The sequence below is a fragment of the Stenotrophomonas sp. STEN063 genome, assembly GCF_056854515.1.
This window is the reverse complement of the sequence record NZ_JBXFWF010000065.1, coordinates 1-17769: the sequence shown is the minus strand read 5'-3', so window position 1 is coordinate 17769 and position 17769 is coordinate 1. Positions and strand designations below refer to the sequence as shown.

Genomic DNA, 17769 nt, shown 5'->3' with positions numbered 1-17769 from the left:
AGTAGGCGCAACCATGCGTGTAGCTATTTTCGGAACCGGCTATGTGGGTCTCGTGACCGGGACCTGCTTGGCGGAAGTAGGGCACGATGTGGTCTGCGTCGATATCGACCAGGCCAAGGTCGATGGTCTGGAGCGCGGCATCATCCCGATCTACGAACCTGGCCTGGAGCCGATGGTGAAGGCCAATCACGCCTCCGGGCGTCTGGCCTTCACCACGGAAGCGGCGAAGGCAATCGACCACGGTGAGGTGATCTTCATCGCGGTCGGTACGCCGCCGGATGAAGACGGCAGCGCTGATCTGCAATATGTGTTGGCGGTGGCCCGTACCATCGGCCGCCATCTTGCGCGGCCTGCCGTGGTGGTCAACAAGTCGACGGTGCCGGTGGGCACCGCTGACAAGGTTCACGCTGCCATCGCTGAAGAGCTGGCAGCGCGTGGCCAGGAGATCGCCTTCGACGTGGTCTCCAATCCCGAATTCCTGAAAGAAGGTGATGCGGTCGCAGACTGCATGCGCCCGGATCGCATCGTCATTGGTGCCAGGAACGCACATGCGGTGGCGGTACTGCGGCGACTGTATGCGCCGTTCAACCGCAACCGTGACCGCGTTGTGGAAATGGACGTGCGTTCGGCCGAGCTGACCAAGTACGCCGCCAATGCGATGTTGGCGACCAAGATCAGCTTCATGAATGAAATCGCCAATATCGCCGAGCGCGTAGGCGCCGATATCGAGCAGGTGCGCCAGGGCATAGGCTCTGATCCGCGCATCGGCTGGCACTTCATTTATCCAGGTGCTGGCTACGGCGGCTCCTGTTTTCCCAAGGACGTGCAGGCGCTGGCGCGAACCGCCGCGCAGCACGGTCACCAGCCGCAGCTGCTCAATGCGGTGGAGGCGGTGAATGCCGCCCAGAAAGGCCATCTCTTCGAGCTGATCCAGCGCCACTACGATCGTGGTGAAGATGAAGGCGTGCGCGGCAAGACTTTCGCGGTGTGGGGACTGGCATTCAAGCCGAACACCGACGACATGCGTGAGGCACCGAGTCGGCGCGTACTGGCGCAGTTGTGGGAAGCCGGTGCCAAGGTGCAGGTGTTCGATCCGGAAGCCATGGACGAAGCCCGCCGCGTTTTTGGCGAGCGTGATGACCTGGTTTTCTGCGATTCCGCATTTGCCGCGCTACATGACGCAGACGCTCTTGTGGTGATCACAGAGTGGAAGCAGTTCCGCAGCCCGGACTTTGCGCGCATGCGTGAAGCGCTGGGTGATGCGGTGGTATTTGATGGCCGTAACCTCTACGACCCGGCTGAAATCGAAGCCGCAGGCCTGGCGTATTACGGCATTGGTCGAGGACGTTCCGTACATGCATGAATCAACTCCCGAGCAGCGCGAACAAGCGCTGGAAGCACGCCTAGTTGAACTGGAGATGCGTGTTTCCTTCCAGGAGCAGGCGTTGGCGGAAATGAGCGAAGCGTTGGCTGATGCCCGCATGCAGGGCTCGCGTAACGCTGATCTGCTGCGCCACCTACTTGATGACCTGGGCAAGGTGCGCACGGCGTTGTATGCCGACGCCGCCGATGAACCACCGCCCCCGCACTACTGATACTTCCCATGAGTGACAATATTCGTGACCAGCTGCTAGGGCTGGGTTTCAAGCCTGCTCCCAAGCCGGAGCGCAAGCCGGAAGTGCGTCGTGACGGCCGCCCGCAGGGCAAGGCAGGGCAGGGCCGGCCGCAGCCGGGCAACAAGCCTGCGCATGCCGGCAAGCCCGCACTGCAAGGCAAGTCGTCCCATCCGGGCAAGCCCGGGCAAGGTCGGCCGCAGCAGGGGCCACGCAAGCCGCGCTCGCAGGAAGACATCGACCTGGCCAAGGCCTATGCGATCCGTGCGCAGAAGGAAAAGGACGAACGCATCCAGGCCGAACAGGCCAAGCAGGAAGAAGCACGCCTGCGCCGTGAAGCGCGCGCCAAGCTCGATGAGCTGATCAAGGACAAGGGTCTGAACGATCCGAACGCCGACATTGCCCGTCACTTCCCGTACGGCGGCAAGATCAAGCGCATCTACGTCAACGCCGAGCAGCTCAAGGCGCTCAACGCTGGCGAGCTCGGTGTGCTGCAGCAGAACGGCCGCTACCTGCTGGTGACAGCCGAGGTGTTGGCGCAGGCCGAGGCGATTTTTGCCCAGGCCGTGGCGTTGAAGGTCGATCCGAATGCTCCTGCAGATGCGGATCCCTACGCGGACCCGCAGTACCAGGTGCCGGACGATCTGGTCTGGTAGGCGATTCGATATGATGCAGACAACGGGCGCCGCTGGCGCCCGTTTTCTTGAGGGGGAGCGCGATGCAGGGACATCCGAGGCAGGACGGCTATTACCCCCACGTTGACGGCCTGCGCGCCATTGCCGTGGTTGCGGTCATCTTCTACCACCTCAATCCGAGCTGGTTGCCGGGCGGTTTCACCGGCGTGGATGTCTTCTTTGTCATTTCCGGCTATGTGGTCAGTGCCTCTGTGGCGCGCTCCTCCAGCTTCGGTGGCTGGAAGGGAGTGCTGGGCTTCTATGCGCGGCGCATGCGTCGGATCATGCCGGCGTTGGTGGTGTGCCTGTTGGCCACCGGTCTGCTGAGCACCTTGTTGATTCCCGAGTCCTGGCTCAGCGAAACCAGTGGCAAGACCGGGCGCATGGCGTTTGTCGGGCTGAGCAACTGGGTAATGGCCGGTACGGGCAACGATTACTTCTCACCCCGTAGTGAGTTCAATCCTTACACCCATACCTGGTCACTCGGCGTGGAGGAACAGTTCTATCTGCTGTTCCCCCTGTTGTTCATGGCCTGGTCCAAAGGCGGTCGGGGCCGGGGCTTGTCGATGCTGCTGTTTGGCTTGGCCACGGCCGGGTCGCTGCTGTTTGCGATCAGCCGCGCGCTGCAGGGCGGACAGGAGATCGCGTCCTTCTACCAGACCACCACGCGGTTCTGGCAATTGGGCGCGGGCGTACTGCTGTTCCAGATGCTCGACATGCGCAGGCATGTGACCGGGGAGTCGCGCCTGACGGGGCCTTGGCCTGGGCTGTTGCAGTTGGGCAGTGCCAGCGTACTGGCGTACGGGTTGTGGGCTGCGCGTCCCGGCCACTCGCCGTGGATCGATGGTTTGTGGCCGGTGCTCGGAACGCTGGGCTTGCTGGCGCTGTTGCATCGCTCCGCTGCTGGCTGGGTCGGCAGCAGTCTGTCGGCGCAACCGATGCTGGTGATAGGGCGGATGTCGTATTCGCTTTACCTATGGCATTGGCCGGTATTCGTGCTGTTCCGCTGGACGTTTGGCCTGGACTCGTTGCTTGCCGGAGCCCTGGCGTTGGTAAGCACTGCGGTGTTGGCCTGGGTGTCATGGCGCTGGGTCGAACAGCCGCTGCGCTTTGGCAGGCGCTGGCGCGGCTCGGACCTGCGTTGGGTGGCCGGCGGCGTGGTGGTGTTGCTGCTGGGGATGGGGTTGCATAAACAACTGGAGCGCGCTGCCAAGCACATCTCCTTGAGTACGGTCAGTCGTCATCCGCTGGACTGGTATCCGTATGCGAAGGGCTTGCAGAAGGAATTCCCTGATTGCGAACTGGTGGTGTCGCGCCTGCCCGTCACGGGCGGTCAGGTGCAGCAGTTCGAGCGTGGCAGCTGCGCTGCGGGGAGGGGCGTTGAGCGGCGTTTGTTCGTGGCCGGTGATTCGCACGTGCTGGCTTACAGGGAGATGCTGCGTCGTTTGGTTCTGTTGGACGGAGGGCAGGTCCGTGTGTACGCGAACGCTGGCTGTGCACTGATTGGGTTGCAAGGGCGACAACCGGGCGATCCGGGCTGTGCTGCTTACGTGAGGCACTCCCTCGCAGATGTGGCCACGCAGGCCCGCGCTGGCGACGTGCTCTTCCTGCCCGGTCTTCGAGTGCCAAGGCTGGTAGAACAGTATGAGCTGCTGGATCAGCAGCACGTACTTGCCGCGGTGCGCAGTGAGGAGGCTGCTGCAGCGCGAAAGGCGGAGGTGTACGGCGCAATTGCTGCGCTGAAACCCCTGGCGGATCGCGGCGTGCGGATCGTACTGGAAGCGCCAAAGCCGGTGCTGCCTGCACCGCCGTTCCGTTGCTCGGATCCGTTCAACCGCGGCAATCCGATCTGCGTGAATGGCATGGTGGTTACGCGCGAACGAATGGAGGCGCTGCGCGCACCTGCATTGTCCAGCTTGCAGCAGGTCGCGCAGGCATTGCCTGGCGCAAGTGTCTGGGACCCGCTGCCGGTGCTGTGCACAGGGGTGAGCTGCCAGCCCGGGCAAGCGGGCAAGCCGCTCTACTTCGATGGTGACCATTTGAGTGGTCACGGCAATCGCGTGCTGCTGCCCTCATTCCGCAGTCATCTGGCGGCGGAAGTGCATTGAGTCGTGCGCATCCTGCGTACCGCGTGGGGAGTGCGGTTGCTCTCCTGCCATGGAATCGTGTGCTGAACGTTCCGCGCTTGCCAGCGCGGCACGACCACGTGGCAAGCGCGGGAAGCGAATTGGTGGGATCGGCCGTCAGCTGCGCCGTTTCAACGGCCTGTTGGCTGACTGGCTCAACGGGGGGCTGCAACGTAACGGGCGCTGGCGTTGCCGCGTAAACCCGTTCCGGGTTCGGGATTGAGTGACAGGCGCATCTGGATGGCGCGGTCTTCGCCGTCGCCGTGCCAGGTGTAGGTGTGGACCGTCCAGCCCCTTTCGTCGATCGAGGTGAGTTCCGCTGTCGAGGCGTAGCCTGCAGGGGCCATCCGGCCAAGGTCACCGAACTCCTTGGCGAGCCCCTTGGCATCGCCGCTGAAGATGGTTATCCGGCAGGTTCCATCATCGGCCCAGGAGAAGCCGTAAGGGATGCCTTCGTGGCTGACATACCAGGCCTTGCCGGGTTTGTGGCCGAGGAACTCCCTTGCCTCCGCATCCTGCACGCGGTCGCCGCGGTTGCTCATCACCTCGGCAAAGGTATCGGGCTTGTCGAGCAGATCGAGGCAGACGCCGGCGAACATGCCGATCGGCGCGAGCGAGTCGTCGCTGGCGTGGGCAGTACTGCTTGCAAGCAGCGGTATCGCCGCCAGCAAGGTGTACAGGCTGGAACCGTATTTCATGACAGAGCCCCCTGTGCCGTGAGATGGCGCAGTTATAGCAGGGGTTTGGCCTGCCTGCAGGATTCAGCGCATGCGCCGGGCCCGGCGCGAAGGCGGCAGCCAGTACCAGGCGATCAGGGTGCCGAGCAGGGCGAAACAGCCGCCGACGATGAAGGCGAGCTTGCCGTCGCCGAACTGCCAGAGCTGGCCCGCGATCAGGGCGCCGAGCACACCGCCCAGTCCCGACGAGAAGCCATAGAACAGCCCTTGGCCGTGTCCATTGAGGTTGCCCGGGAAGTAGCGTGCCAGCAGCTGCATGGCCGAGGCGAAGAACGCGGCGAAGCCCAGACAATGGGTCGTTTGTGCGACCAGCATCACCGGCAGGTTCTCTGGCCACAGCGCGGTGGCCCACCAGCGCAACACGGCGCTGCCCATGGAGATGATCAGCAACCAGCTGGCATCCCAGCGACGGAAGAAGCGCGCGATCAGGAAGAACACCGCCACTTCGAACACCACGCCGACGGTCCACATCAGCCCAAGCAGCGAGGTGCTGTAGCCGTGCTGGTCCATGTAGAGCGAGAAGAAGGTGTAGTAGGGGCCGAACGACAGCTGTTCGAGGAAGGCGGCGATGAAGAAGGCCAGGACCGGCTTCTGCCGCACGATGCTCCAGAAGCCTGCTTCGTGCTGGCTGCGCGCGGTGATATTGCGCGCATAACGGTTGAGGAAGGCCGAACCGGTCAGCAGCGTGAACAGTGGCAGCATCAGCCATGGCAGCTTGCCGGCACCGTGTTTCTCGATCAGCCAACCGAACAGGGTGACGACGATGATGAAGCCCAGCGAGCCCCAGACCCGGATCATGCCGTAGCGATGGCTGTCCGCACCCAGGTGGGTGAGGGTGATCGATTCGAACTGCGGCATGACCGCGTTGTAGAAGAAACAGAACGCGATCATCACCGCGTACAGCGTCCACGGCGGCGCGGGCACCAGGAAGCCGGTGAAGCAGGCGATGGTCAATACACAGCCCACGCGCAGCCAGCGGATCGGGTGCGGCGAGACCGCCGCCAGCGAGGTCCAGGTGCTGGGAGCGATCACCCGCGTGGCGTACCACAGGCTCATCATCACGCTGATGGCGGTGACGGTCATGCCGCGCGACTGCAGGTACAGGCTCCAATACGGCGTGAACGCGCCCAGCGCGGCGTAGTAGAAGAAATAGAAGCTCGACAGGCGTGCGGTAGGCACGGTCTGCGCTGGCAGGGCAACGGACGTCATGGGAAGGCGCTGGACGCGCTGGGCAGGCAAGGGGGGCGGCAGCATGTGCCGCGGCCCCTATTGTGCCTTTTGCGGGCTTTGGATTGTAGGAGCGGCGTAAGCCGCGAAGCTGGTGTTGTTGCAGTGCTTGAGGCCTGTACTGGCTGACAATGTGCTTGTTTCGCGGCTTACGCCGCTCCCAAAAAAACGATGCAGGTCTGTGCGTCCTGCAGGTAGCCCGGGTTGGCGCAGCGCATCCGGGAGACAGGTTGGGTATCCGTTTGTAGGAGCGGCGCCAGCCGCGAAGCTGGCGCTGCTGCAGTTCTCGAGATACATGCCTGCTGACAAATCATTTGCTTCGCGGCTTACGCCGCTCCTGCAAACAGCCGGGCTACCGAGCTGTTTGAGTGGCTTTGCCGGTCTATGCCCGCGAACAGAGGTCAGGGCTTGGCCTTGGCATTCCATTCGGCGACCTGCGCCTTGGTTTCGGCCAGCATCGCGTCCAGTGCGGCACGGTCGTAGACCTTGCCGCGCATCACCACGGTATTGATCGCGCGGGTGGCTGCGATGTCCTGCAGCGGATTGCGGTCCAGCAACACCAGGTCCGCCGCCTTGCCTTCGGCGACCGCGCCGTAGCGATCGAGTTTCCCGAACCAGGCGGGGCCGGCACGGGTGGCCGACTGCAGCACCTGCGCCGGCGTCAGCCCTTCGCGGACATACAGTGCCAGCTCGTTGTGCAGGCCGATACCGGGGAAATTGTAGGAGTTCAGAAAGCCCGCATCGGTGCCGGCCATGATGCGCACGCCGGCTTCCTGCAGCATCGGCAGCACCGCTGCCACCTGGGCGTAGTGGGCGTGACGGGCTTCGATCTGAGCGGGTGTGGCCTTGGCTGCACGCTCGACGCGCCACGTGTAGGTATCGCGCAGTCCTGGGCCGATGTAAGCCAGGTAGGGGTCGTTGTCACGCGGTTCGACGTCGAGGAAGTCGATGATGCGGCCGCCGTCCAGTGTCGGGGTCACGGCGACGCCGAGTTCGGCAAAGCGGCGATACGCCGCCATCGCGGTGGTGCGGTCGAAGCCGGCATGCAGCCTGCGGTTGGCCTCGGCGCGGTCGATGTTGCCGGCGGCGAAATCGGCAGCGATCGCAGCTTCGTCCTTGACCCCGGCCTTGAAGGCGTAGTCCAGATGCTCGATCGAACTCATGCCGGCCTCGATGGCCTGGCCCACGGTCAAGGCCATCGGTACATGACCGGAACTGCGCATGCCGCGCGCCTTGGCCTGGCTGACGGCGTACAGGAACAGCTCCGGCTTCAGCGTACTGTCGGTGATCTTGACGAAGTCGACCTGGTCGCGCTGCTCGCGGTCCAGTGCGGCATCCACACCGGCCTTGTCACCGGCCTCGAGCGTGCCTTTCCACACCGGCGCCAGACCTTCGATCTTGGCACCGGAGGTGAACAGCTGCGGTCCGAACAACTGGCCGCTGGCGATCTGCCCGCGCCATGACAACACCTGCTCGGCCAGGTCGCCCGAGGCATCACGCACGGTGGTAATGCCATGGGCGACGTACAGCGGCAGCAGGGCCTTGTTCTCTTCGATCAGCGCCGGGCCACCGCCAAAGTGGACGTGCATGTCCCACAGCCCTGGAATCAGATAGCGGCCGCGGCCATCGATGGCGGTGGTCGCGCGCCATTGGGTGCCCAGCTGTGCGTCATTGCCGACGGCGACGATGCTGCCCTCACGGATGGCGACTGTCTGGTCGGGTATCGCGCGGCCGTGTTCGACATCGATCACGGTTGCATGGCGTATCACTACGTCGGCCTGGGATTGGGCGGCGATTGCGGGCGAGATGGTTGCTGCGAGTGTGGTCAGCAGCAGGCCGAGCGTGGTCTTCATCGGTGGTTCCAGTGGTAGGCGATTGCCGGGCAATGCGGATGCGTGGAGTGCTTCAACGAGCGCCTGCTGCAAGCAGCAGCTGCTCGATAACGGTTTGTCGACGTTCGCGTGCATGCGCCAGGGGCGTGACGCCGTGCTCATCGGCAAGGTTGACGTCGGCACCGGCGGCAATGAGCAACTGGGTGATCTGCGCGTAGCGTTGGCTGCCGTCACCGAGGATGACGGTCTCCAGCAGCGCGGTCCAACCCAGGTTGTTGACATGGTCGACGTCGACACCGGCTGTGATCAGCAGCTGTACCGTGCTGACATGGCCGCGCTCGGCCGCCGGTATCAAGGCGGTGCCGCCATAACGGTTGGTGCTGCGCAGGTCGGCGCCGTGCGCGAGGGTCATCTGCAGGATTTCGGTTTGCCCGCTGGCACCGGCGTACAGATAGGGGCTGTCCTGGAGCTGGTCTTTCGCGTTGACATCAGCCCCTGCAGCGATGAGGACGCGCGCCGCCTCGATCTGCCGCGCACGGATGGCGGTCAGCAAGGGCGTGCGTCCGTTGGCATCGCGGCTGTCGATGCCGGTGCCCTGACTGAGCAGTAGCGTGATGCGCTGGCTGTCGCCGGCTTCAGCAGCGCGTTGCAACTGCTCCGCGATGGCCGTGCTGGTGCCGACGCCGCTGGAGGTGAGCAGCGCGGCAGCCAATGCCGGGGCGGCGATCCAGTTCTCTACGCTCATTGCCTGCCTCTGTCCGGGTTGCTGTGTGCCTGCAGCGGGGGGAGGGCGTTTGCCCAAACCTGCAGGCGATGCTACAAGTGCGGCGAGCTATCGTGAAATTAAATGTCGTGGTCGAGTCCAGTTCAAAAACAAATAGGGCCTATTTCGACCTGGATCTGCTGCGGGCGTTGGTGATGGTGGCCGATTGCGGCAGTTTCACTGCCGCCGCGGCGCGCCTGCATTCCACCCAGTCCACCATCAGCCAGAAAGTGCGGCGGTTGGAGGACCTTGCCGGGCACCGCCTGCTGGATCGCGGGGTGCGCGATGTGCGGCCGACAGACATCGGTGAGACCGTGCTGGGTTACGCCCGGCGCATGTTGTCGCTCAACGAGCAGTTGGCGGAAGCCTTGTCGGGCGATGGTGCGGCGGTGGTGATCAGGCTGGGGGTGCCGGAAGATTTCGCTGCAGGGCGTACCACGCCGGTGTTGGCTGAGTTCACCAGGGCCTATCCGCGGGTGAAGCTGGAGGTCAGCAGCGGCTTGAGCCGTGCCTTGGCCGATGGCTACGACCGCGGCGAGCTCGACCTGATCCTGGTCAAGCAACGTCGCGGGAGCCGTGAGGGCGTGGCGTGCTGGCCGGAACCGATGTGCTGGGTGGACAGTGCCAGCAGTCCCTCGTTCGGAATGGAGCCGGTGCAGCTTGTGGCATTCCCGCCGCGTGGCATGTACCGCGAAGACATGATCGACGCGATTGAACGCCTGGGGCGGCGTTGGCGCATCAGCTTCACCAGTTCCAGCCTTGGCGGCATCCAGTCAGCGGTTGCCGATGGTTTGGGCATCAGCCTGTTGCCGGCGCGGGCGATGACAGCCGGGCACGTGGTGTTGGGGGTGGAGTCCGGCTTGCCGCGTATCGACAGCGTCGAGCTGGCGGTCCTGCACCGCCCGTCCGCGGACCCGGAAGCCAAGGCCTTGGCCGCGTTACTGATCCAGATGCTTGAGCAGGAAATGGGCTGAGGTCTGTGGCAGCCAGATAGCTGGCGACTGCCAACCACCAACTACGTCAGAACAGGTCTTCGACCGGCGTATCCAGCAGCTCTTTGGCGCCATGGGTGAAGCGGCGCAGGCTGGAAATGCCCAGGTCGCGGATCAACGAGTGGGTGGTGTGGGGCAGGGCGGCGTCGTAGATGTCCTGCGGTGCGACGTTCTTGCCGTGAACGCCTGGCAGCAGATCGATGCCGGCCGCGGCATAGCAGTGCTGCACCATCGCCGAGCAGTAGAGGGCGCCTTCCTTTGACAGCAGGTTGCTGCGCCGACGCAGGCGGGTGCTGTGCATCGCAAACAAGGTGCCGACCAGTTCGCTCAGCGAATAGCTGGACAGCCCTGACAGCAGGTCCAGTGCGGCAATCTGTACCTTGTGGGTCTGGGCGGCATCCAGGCCGAAGTCGAGGATGGCCAGGTTCGGGAAGGCTTCGTCGTCGAAGTAACGATCGGCGCGGTTTTCCTGCGCGCCCAGCCGCAGCTGGCGATTGCGCAGGTCCAGGTCCGATTCCAACACCCACCAGTGTCCATCCAGCCGCTGCTCACTGAACAGGAATGCGTGCGACCACAGGCTGCGGTGACCGTCCTGGGTCAGCGGCGCCTGCGCTTTGCGGATCGCCTTGCCGACCCAGTCATCCGTGCCGCACAGGCCGATGCGGCCGGGCGCGGCGTGCTTGCGGATCAGCTCTGCATTGCGGCTTTGCATGGGGTCTTGGCTTGGAGGGCAGCTGGCAGGATAGGCGCTGGCGGCGCGGTTGTCGCCGCCAGCAGTTGCTGGTCATTCCGGATCGTAATCGAGGTTGGAGGCCAACCAGCGTTCCACCTGTGCCCGATCCACGCCCTTGCGCTTGGCGTAGTCGGTGACCTGTTCGCGCGACACCCGGCCAACCACGAAGTACTGGCTTTGCGGGTGGCTGAAGTAGTAACCGGACACCGCCGCGGTAGGCAGCATGGCGAAGCTTTCGGTCAGCGACATGCCGATGCCTTGCGCGTCCAGCAGCTGGAAGATGGTCTGCTTTTCACTGTGTTCGGGGCAGGCCGGATAACCGGGCGCTGGGCGGATGCCGCTGTACTTTTCGGCGATCAGCGCCTCGTTGTCGAGCTGCTCATCCTCGGCGTAGCCCCAGAATTCGGTGCGCACGCGCTGGTGCAGGCGCTCGGCCATGGCTTCGGCCAGGCGGTCGGCAAGGGCCTTGAGCAGGATGGCGTTGTAGTCGTCGTGGTCGGCCTCGAAGCGGGCAACGTGTTCCTCGATGCCGATGCCGGCGGTAACCGCGAACGCGCCAATCCAATCCTGCTTGCCGCTGTCTGCTGGTGCGATGAAGTCGGCCAGGCAGAAGTCGGGCCGCTCGGCAGGCTTGTCGACCTGCTGGCGGAGGAAGTGCAGGGTGAGTTGCTCAAGCCCCTCTCCGTCCGGGAGAGGGGTTGGGGGGAGGGTACGAGGAGTGAGGGACGGCTGGCATGTCGCACCCTCATCCGCCCTTCGGGCACCTTCTCCCGTAGGGAGAAGGGAGATGTGCACATCGTCGCCGTTACCGTTCGCCGGCCAGATACCAAACACAGCCCGTGCTGTCAGCCACTTCTCATCCACGATCCGCTTCAGCATCGCCTGCGCATCGGCGAACAGATCACTGGCCTGCGGACCAACAATCTCGTCAGTCAGGATTGCCGGGTACTTGCCGGCCAATTCCCAGGCTTGGAAGAACGGCGTCCAGTCGATCACCGGCAGCAGGTCTTCCAGCGGATAGTTGTCGAATACATGCACGCCCGGCTGGTTCGGCGTCGGTGGGGTGTACTGGTTCCAGTCGCAGGTAAAACGCTGTCCGCGTGCATGCTCCAGCGAGACCAGGCGCTTGGCATCACCGCGGTTGCGATGGCGCTGGCGGATGTCGGCGTAGTCGGCATCGTTGGCGGCGACGAAGCTGGCACGCAGCTCGCGCGAGATCAGCGACTGGGCCACGCCGACGGCGCGCGAGGCATCTTTCACCCACACCGTCGGTGCGCTGTAGAACGGATCGATCTTCAATGCGGTGTGCGCGCGTGAAGTGGTGGCGCCGCCGATCATCAACGGCATTTCGAAGCCCTGCCGCTGCATTTCCCTGGCAACGTGGCTCATCTCCTCCAGTGAAGGCGTGATCAGTCCGGACAGGCCGATGATATCGGCATTCTCGGCACGCGCCGCGTCGAGGATCTTCTGTGCCGGCACCATCACGCCAAGGTCGACCACTTCGAAGTTGTTGCAGGCAAGCACCACGCCGACGATGTTCTTGCCGATGTCATGCACGTCGCCCTTGACCGTGGCCATGATGATCTTGCCGTTGGACTTGCCGACATCGCCGGTACGCGCCTTCTCTTCTTCGATGAAGGGCAGCAGGTAGGCCACGGCCTTCTTCATCACGCGCGCCGACTTCACCACCTGCGGCAGGAACATCTTGCCGGCGCCGAACAGGTCGCCGACCACGTTCATGCCATCCATCAAGGCACCTTCGATCACGTCCAGTGGGCGCGTCGCCTGCTGGCGTGCTTCCTCGGTATCTTCCTCAACCCAGGCATCCAGGCCTTGCACCAGCGCGTGGGCCAGGCGGTCGCGCACCGGCCGTTCGCGCCAGGCCAGGTCCTCGACCTTCTTCTCGCCTTTCTTGCCCTTGTAGCGTTCGGCGATTTCCAGCAGCCACTCGGTGCCGTCGCGGCGGCGGTTGAGGATCACGTCCTCGACGCGCTCGCGCAGTTCCGGGTCGAGCTGGTCATAGATCGGCATCGCACCGGCGTTGACGATGCCCATGTCCATGCCGGCCTTGATGGCGTGGTACAGGAACACCGAGTGGATCGCCTGCCGCACCGTTTCATTGCCGCGGAACGAGAACGAGACGTTCGACACGCCGCCGGACACATGGCAATGTGGAAGCGTGCGCTTGATGATGCGGGTGGCTTCGATGAAGTCCACCGCGTAGTTGTCGTGTTCCTCGATGCCGGTGGCCACGGCAAAGATGTTCGGGTCGAAGATGATGTCTTCCGGCGGGAAGCCGACCTGCTCGGTCAGGATGCGATAGGCGCGGGTGCAGATCTCCACCTTGCGCTCGCAGGTGTCAGCCTGGCCCTCTTCATCGAAGGCCATCACCACAGCGGCAGCACCGTAGCGGCGCACCAGCTGCGCATGCTCGATGAACAGTTCCTCGCCTTCCTTCAGGGAGATCGAGTTGACCACGCTCTTGCCCTGCAGGCACTTGAGGCCGGCCTCGATCACGCTCCATTTGGAGGAATCGACCATCACCGGGATACGGGCGATATCCGGCTCGGACATGATCAGGTTGAGGAAGCGCGCCATCGCTTTCTCCGAGTCGATCAGGCCTTCGTCCATGTTGACGTCGAGGATCTGCGCGCCGCTGGCCACCTGCTGGCGGGCAACGTCGACGGCTTCCTCGTAGCGTTCTTCCTTGACCAGCTTGCGAAACTGCGCGCTGCCGGTGACGTTGGTGCGTTCGCCGACGTTGACGAACAGCAGGTCAGGGGTGATGACCAGCGGCTCAAGACCGGATAGCCGGGTGTAGCGGGGTGCTGTGTCGTTGCTCATTACCAGACCTTGAAAACCTGTCCATTGGCGATGCCGTCGATGCTGCGCTGGTAGGCCAGCGCGGCGCGGGCGGCGGAGACCGGTTCAAAGCCGGGGAAGAAGTCGCCATACGCATCCAGCGCCTCGCTCAGCACGCTGGGGCTCACCGCGTTGATGCGGAGGCTGCGTGGCAGTTCGAGGGCGGCAGCGCGCACGAAACCTTCGATCGCCGCATTGACGCTGGTGGCGCTGGCGCCCTGCGCGATCGGCTGTTCGGTGAGGATGCCTGTGGTCAAGGTGATGCTGCCGCCATCGCGCAGATGGTGTTGGCCAAGCAAGGCCAGCCGCACCTGGCCAAGCAGCTTGTCGTGCAATCCCTGCGTGAACTGCGCCGGGCTCATCTCCGTCACCGGCCCGAAGTGGACGCTACCGGTAGTGGCGACTATCGCGTCGAGTGGGCCAACCGCCTGCAGCAGTGCGGTCACGCTGTCATCGCTAGCCAGATCAACGCGGTGCAGCGGATCCGAGCGCGAAGCAGTGATGACCTGATGCCGTTGCCGCAGATGCTGCGCTACCGCCGAACCCAGGGTGCCAGTGGCACCAACCAACAGGATTTTCTTCATCTTGAGTTCCTCAGGCGGCCTTGTCCGCCGCCACCGGCAGCACACGTGGCGGCAGCCCCGCAACGGCTTCGGCAATGGCACGGATGTGATCGGGCGATGTACCGCAACAGCCGCCGACCAGGTTGAGCAGGCCGGACTGGGCGAACTCCTTCAGCGTGGTCGCCATTTCCTCGGGCGTTTCGTCGTACTCGCCAAAGGCGTTGGGCAGGCCGGCATTCGGATGCGCGCTGACATAGCCGCTGGATACCTGCGACAGTGTTTCCACGTGCGGGCGCATGTCGGTGGCACCCAAGGCGCAGTTGAAGCCGATCGAGAGCGGCTGGCTGTGCGAGACCGAAGCGTAGAAGGCTTCGGCGGTCTGCCCGGACAAGGTGCGGCCGGAGGCATCGGTGATGGTGCCGGAGATCATGACCGGCAGGCGTCCACCGCGCGCATCGAATACTTCCTCGATGGCGAACAAGGCGGCTTTGGCGTTGAGCGTGTCGAAGATGGTTTCCACCATCAGCGTGTCGGCGCCACCATCAATCAGGCCATCGATGGCTTCGCGGTAAGTCGCGCGCAGCTCATCGAAGCTGGTGTTGCGGAAGCCGGGATCATTCACATCCGGGCTGATCGACGCGGTGCGGCTGGTCGGGCCAAGCACGCCGATCACGAAGCGTGGCTTGTCCGGGGTTGTGGCTTCGACCGCGTCGCAGCACTGGCGGGCGATCTGGGCGCCTGCCTTGTTCAACTCGTAGACCAGATGTTCAAGGTGGTAGTCGGCCTGGCTGACCGAGGTGGCGTTGAAGGTATTGGTTTCCACCAGGTCCGCGCCGGCATCCAGGTAGGCGCTGTGGATGCCGGCGATCACGTCCGGTCTGGTCAGCAGGAGCAGGTCGTTGTTGCCCTTGAGGTCATGCCCGCAGCCGGCACCATGTGCGTGCTGGCTGTCAAAGCCGCCGCTGAAGCGTGCTCCCCGGTAGTCGTCTTCTTCAAGACGATGGCGCTGGATCATCGTGCCCATCGCACCATCGATGATCAGGATGCGCTTGGCCAAGGCGCCGAGCAGCTTGTCGACGCGTTCGGGGTGGAGCCAGGGGAGGGCTTGCATAGGGCGGGCCGGGTTGTGGGGTCAGGGTTGGTGCGCGATCAGGGAAATCACTTCGAAATGCGGCGGACGCTTCTCGCGGGTGACGGTCTCCAGGCTGGAGACTTCCAGCCCGGCCTTCTCGACGAACTTGCGCAGTTCCTTGCCGGTGAAGCCAAGGTTGACGTGGCCATAGGCTTCGACCGCAACCTTGTGCTCATGGCGTGCCAGGCTGCACAGCATCAGCCGGCCTTGCGGGCGCAGCACGCGGGCGCATTCGGCCACGGCCTTGGCCGGGTGGCTGGAGTAGGTGAGGGCATGCATCAATACGACCAGATCGAAGCTGCCATCGGCGAATGGCAGCTTGTGCATGTCACCTTCCAGCACTTCCACATTCGGCAGCTTGCGCAGGCGTTCGCTGGCGGCGGCAACCACGCGTGCACTGGTATCAATGCAGACATAGCGCTGTGCGTGCGGGGCCAACAGCTCGGCCAGTACGCCGTCGCCGGAGGCGATGTCGAGCACGTCGCCGGTTTCCAGCAAGGGCAGGGCGCTGCGCGCCATCGCTTCCCAGGTGCGGCCCGGCGAGTAGTGGCGTTCCATGTCACCGGCGACGCTGTCGGCCCAGTTCTGGTCGGCGGCGCGCATGGCCAGTACGGCCGGTACGCGTTCGGCATCCTGGCGCAGCAAGGGGTCGTCGCTGCCGGTGCTCAGTGCATGCCACAATGCGCGCTGTGCCGGGTCCAGTGCGGCCTCGTCAAAGCGGTAGTACGCCGAGACGCCTGCACGACGGTCACGCACCAGGCCGGCTTCCTTGAGCCGGGCCAGATGGGTGGAGACGCGTGGCTGCGCCAGCGTGGTGATGGCCGACAGCTCGGCCACCGTCAATTCTTCCTGTTCCAGCAACGTCAGCAAACGCACGCGCGTCGCATCGGCGAACACTTTCAGACGGGTTGACCAGTCTTCCAGATCCATAAATATCTACCTATCGCGATATAGAGATATTTTGGCCGTGTTGCCAGTTTCGGTCAAGGCGATGCATAGGCTGAATGCGGTGGCGATGGTTACAATCGCAACTTGATCAGACCCTGGGAGGGGTGTTGTGGATTTCAGTTATTCCGACGAGCAGCTGATGCTGCAGGACGTCGCGCGTCGTATCGCCAAAGAAAAGATCGCCCCCAGCGCCGAGCACTTCGACGCCACCGGCGAGTACCCGCTGGAAAACATCCGCCTGCTGGGTGAGAACGGTTTGATGGGCATCGAGGTGCCGGTTGAATACGGCGGCTCGGGCATGGACCCGGTTTCCAGCGTGCTGGCCATTGTCGAGGTATCGGCGGCAGACGCGGCGCATGCCACCATCATGTCGGTCAACAATTCGCTGTTCTGCAACGCGCTGCTGGGCCATGGCACCGAAGCACAGAAGCAGACCTATGTGCGGGCGATTGCCGAAGGCCGTGAGATCGGTGCGTTCGCGCTGACCGAATCGCAGTCCGGCTCCGACGCGACCGCGATGCGCTGCCGCGCGGTCAAGCAGGCCGATGGTTCGTTCGTGATCAATGGCCAGAAGAGCTGGATCACCTCCGGCCCGGTCGCGCGTTACATCGTGTTGTTTGCGATGACCGATCCGGAGCAGCGCTCGCGCGGCATCACCGCTTTCATGATCGACACCAGCAAGCCGGGCTTCGGTCGCGGCAAGACCGAGCCCAAGCTCGGCGTGCGTGCATCGGCGACCTGTGAGATCGAGTTCCAGGACTACGTCGCTGCAGCGGAAGATGTGATCGGCAAGGAGGGCGAGGGCTTCAAGATCGCGATGAGCCTGCTGGATTCGGGCCGCATCGGCATCGCTTCGCAGGCGGTGGGTATCGCCCGCGCGGCCTATGAAGCCTCGCTTGCCTATGTGAAGGAGCGCAAGTCGTTCGGCGCACCGATCGGCAGTTTCCAGATGATCCAGGCCAAGATCGCCGACATGAAGTGCAAGCTCGACGCAGCCATGCTGCTGACCTTGCGCGCAGCCTGGACCAAGTCGCAGGGCAAGCGTTTCTCGACCGAGGCGGCCGTGGCCAAGCTGACCGCGTCGGAAGCGGCGATGTGGATCGCCCACCAGGCCGTGCAGATCCACGGCGGCATGGGTTATTCCAAGGAAATGCCGCTGGAACGTTATTTCCGTGATGCCAAGATCACCGAGATCTACGAAGGCACCTCTGAGATCCAGCGTCTGGTCATCGCCCGCAACGAAACCGGCGTGCGCTAAACCTGTAGTGCCGAGCCATGCTCGGCAGAGGCTTTCCTGGCAATGTGGCTCGTGTAGGAGCGGCGTAAGCCGCGAAGCCTAAAGTGCTGGGTGGCCAACCATGCCCGCAATCTGACGGGATGTGAGCTTCGCGGCTTATTCCGCTCCCACAAGCTGCAATAACAAACCCCGGCTTTGCCGGGGTTTTTTGTGGATTTGGGGGCCGGCGGACGGTAGTGGGGGGGGGGGGGGCGGGGGCGGGCGGTAGGCGGCGGCCGCGGGGAGCGCCGGGGCGCGCGGCGCACGCGCCGACACACAAACCACAACACC

The 17769-nt window shown here is 64.0% G+C and carries 15 protein-coding genes; 6 read left to right on the top strand and 9 right to left on the bottom strand.

The annotated features are described in order from the left end of the window. The first annotated feature begins 13 nt into the window (after nt 1-13). From AC1VWL_RS15655 to AC1VWL_RS15640, 4 genes are all read left to right on the top strand, one after another. Nucleotides 14-1363, top strand: coding sequence for a UDP-glucose dehydrogenase family protein (locus AC1VWL_RS15655; RefSeq protein WP_481615051.1), 1350 nt, complete (start codon nt 14-16; stop codon nt 1361-1363). After that, nucleotides 1356-1595 (top strand): SlyX family protein, encoded by a 240-nt coding sequence (locus tag AC1VWL_RS15650; protein WP_282269502.1) that lies wholly within the window; start codon nt 1356-1358, stop codon nt 1593-1595. The genes AC1VWL_RS15655 and AC1VWL_RS15650 overlap by 8 nt, the downstream gene beginning before the upstream one ends. Before the next feature lie 8 nt (nt 1596-1603). Continuing rightward, the gene (locus AC1VWL_RS15645) at nt 1604-2269 is read left to right on the top strand and encodes a DUF2058 domain-containing protein (RefSeq protein ID WP_482987305.1); all 666 of its coding nucleotides are present in this window, start codon (nt 1604-1606) and stop codon (nt 2267-2269) included. A gap of 62 nt (nt 2270-2331) precedes the next feature. After that, nucleotides 2332-4395 (top strand): acyltransferase family protein, encoded by a 2064-nt coding sequence (locus AC1VWL_RS15640; protein WP_482987304.1) that lies wholly within the window; start codon nt 2332-2334, stop codon nt 4393-4395. Between the two features lie 173 nt (nt 4396-4568). On the opposite strand, the gene AC1VWL_RS15635 is transcribed toward AC1VWL_RS15640, so the two are convergent. From AC1VWL_RS15635 to AC1VWL_RS15620, 4 genes are all read right to left on the bottom strand, one after another. Next, nucleotides 4569-5111 (bottom strand): NMCC_0638 family (lipo)protein, encoded by a 543-nt coding sequence (locus AC1VWL_RS15635; protein ID WP_482987303.1) that lies wholly within the window; start codon nt 5109-5111, stop codon nt 4569-4571. Nucleotides 5112-5174: 63 nt separating this feature from the next. Then, nucleotides 5175-6359, bottom strand: a complete 1185-nt coding sequence (locus AC1VWL_RS15630) for an MFS transporter (protein ID WP_482987302.1) — start codon at nt 6357-6359, stop codon at nt 5175-5177. A gap of 419 nt (nt 6360-6778) precedes the next feature. Further along, a complete protein-coding gene (locus tag AC1VWL_RS15625) occupies nt 6779-8230 on the bottom strand; it encodes an amidohydrolase family protein (protein ID WP_482987301.1) in 1452 nt (483 codons plus the stop codon). 52 nt (nt 8231-8282) lie between these two features. Next, nucleotides 8283-8954 carry an ankyrin repeat domain-containing protein gene (locus tag AC1VWL_RS15620; RefSeq protein ID WP_482987300.1) on the bottom strand — a complete coding sequence of 224 codons (672 nt, stop codon included), beginning with the start codon at nt 8952-8954 and terminating at the stop codon, nt 8283-8285. Nucleotides 8955-9046: 92 nt separating this feature from the next. Between AC1VWL_RS15620 and AC1VWL_RS15615 the strand changes: the two genes are divergently transcribed. Continuing rightward, nucleotides 9047-9946 (top strand): LysR substrate-binding domain-containing protein, encoded by a 900-nt coding sequence (locus tag AC1VWL_RS15615; RefSeq protein WP_282269487.1) that lies wholly within the window; start codon nt 9047-9049, stop codon nt 9944-9946. 46 nt (nt 9947-9992) lie between these two features. On the opposite strand, the gene AC1VWL_RS15610 is transcribed toward AC1VWL_RS15615, so the two are convergent. The 5 genes from AC1VWL_RS15610 to AC1VWL_RS15590 form a co-directional block, all read right to left on the bottom strand. Then, entirely contained in the window at nt 9993-10676 is a 684-nt protein-coding gene (locus AC1VWL_RS15610) for a hypothetical protein (RefSeq protein WP_296246169.1), read from the bottom strand. 72 nt (nt 10677-10748) lie between these two features. Beyond that, nucleotides 10749-13541, bottom strand: a complete 2793-nt coding sequence (gene metH / locus AC1VWL_RS15605; protein WP_482987299.1) for a methionine synthase — start codon at nt 13539-13541, stop codon at nt 10749-10751. Next, nucleotides 13541-14143 (bottom strand): short chain dehydrogenase, encoded by a 603-nt coding sequence (locus AC1VWL_RS15600; RefSeq protein WP_482987298.1) that lies wholly within the window; start codon nt 14141-14143, stop codon nt 13541-13543. The genes metH and AC1VWL_RS15600 overlap by 1 nt, the downstream gene beginning before the upstream one ends. Before the next feature lie 10 nt (nt 14144-14153). Next, entirely contained in the window at nt 14154-15233 is a 1080-nt protein-coding gene (locus tag AC1VWL_RS15595) for a homocysteine S-methyltransferase family protein (RefSeq protein ID WP_482987297.1), read from the bottom strand. Between the two features lie 21 nt (nt 15234-15254). Further along, the gene (locus AC1VWL_RS15590; protein WP_296246162.1) at nt 15255-16184 is read right to left on the bottom strand and encodes an ArsR/SmtB family transcription factor; all 930 of its coding nucleotides are present in this window, start codon (nt 16182-16184) and stop codon (nt 15255-15257) included. Between the two features lie 127 nt (nt 16185-16311). Between AC1VWL_RS15590 and AC1VWL_RS15585 the strand changes: the two genes are divergently transcribed. Next, nucleotides 16312-17460: an acyl-CoA dehydrogenase family protein gene (locus tag AC1VWL_RS15585; protein ID WP_482987296.1), complete on the top strand. Its 1149-nt coding sequence runs from the start codon at nt 16312-16314 to the stop codon at nt 17458-17460. Nucleotides 17461-17769: the final 309 nt, after the last annotated feature.

Bases quoted from the DNA above. Each gene is read 5' to 3' on its own strand.
- AC1VWL_RS15595 (WP_482987297.1), bottom strand. From the start codon at position 15,233: ATGCAAGCCCTCCCCTGGCTCCACCCCGAACGCGTCGACAAGCTGCTC.
- AC1VWL_RS15625 (WP_482987301.1), bottom strand. From the start codon at position 8,230: ATGAAGACCACGCTCGGCCTGCTGCTGACCACACTCGCAGCAACCATC.
- AC1VWL_RS15635 (WP_482987303.1), bottom strand. From the start codon at position 5,111: ATGAAATACGGTTCCAGCCTGTACACCTTGCTGGCGGCGATACCGCTG.
- AC1VWL_RS15610 (WP_296246169.1), bottom strand. From the start codon at position 10,676: ATGCAAAGCCGCAATGCAGAGCTGATCCGCAAGCACGCCGCGCCCGGC.
- AC1VWL_RS15640 (WP_482987304.1), top strand. From the start codon at position 2,332: ATGCAGGGACATCCGAGGCAGGACGGCTATTACCCCCACGTTGACGGC.
- AC1VWL_RS15630 (WP_482987302.1), bottom strand. From the start codon at position 6,359: ATGACGTCCGTTGCCCTGCCAGCGCAGACCGTGCCTACCGCACGCCTG.
- AC1VWL_RS15590 (WP_296246162.1), bottom strand. From the start codon at position 16,184: ATGGATCTGGAAGACTGGTCAACCCGTCTGAAAGTGTTCGCCGATGCG.
- AC1VWL_RS15600 (WP_482987298.1), bottom strand. From the start codon at position 14,143: ATGAAGAAAATCCTGTTGGTTGGTGCCACTGGCACCCTGGGTTCGGCG.
- AC1VWL_RS15620 (WP_482987300.1), bottom strand. From the start codon at position 8,954: ATGAGCGTAGAGAACTGGATCGCCGCCCCGGCATTGGCTGCCGCGCTG.
- AC1VWL_RS15645 (WP_482987305.1), top strand. From the start codon at position 1,604: ATGAGTGACAATATTCGTGACCAGCTGCTAGGGCTGGGTTTCAAGCCT.
- metH (WP_482987299.1), bottom strand. From the start codon at position 13,541: ATGAGCAACGACACAGCACCCCGCTACACCCGGCTATCCGGTCTTGAG.
- AC1VWL_RS15655 (WP_481615051.1), top strand. From the start codon at position 14: ATGCGTGTAGCTATTTTCGGAACCGGCTATGTGGGTCTCGTGACCGGG.
- AC1VWL_RS15650 (WP_282269502.1), top strand. From the start codon at position 1,356: ATGCATGAATCAACTCCCGAGCAGCGCGAACAAGCGCTGGAAGCACGC.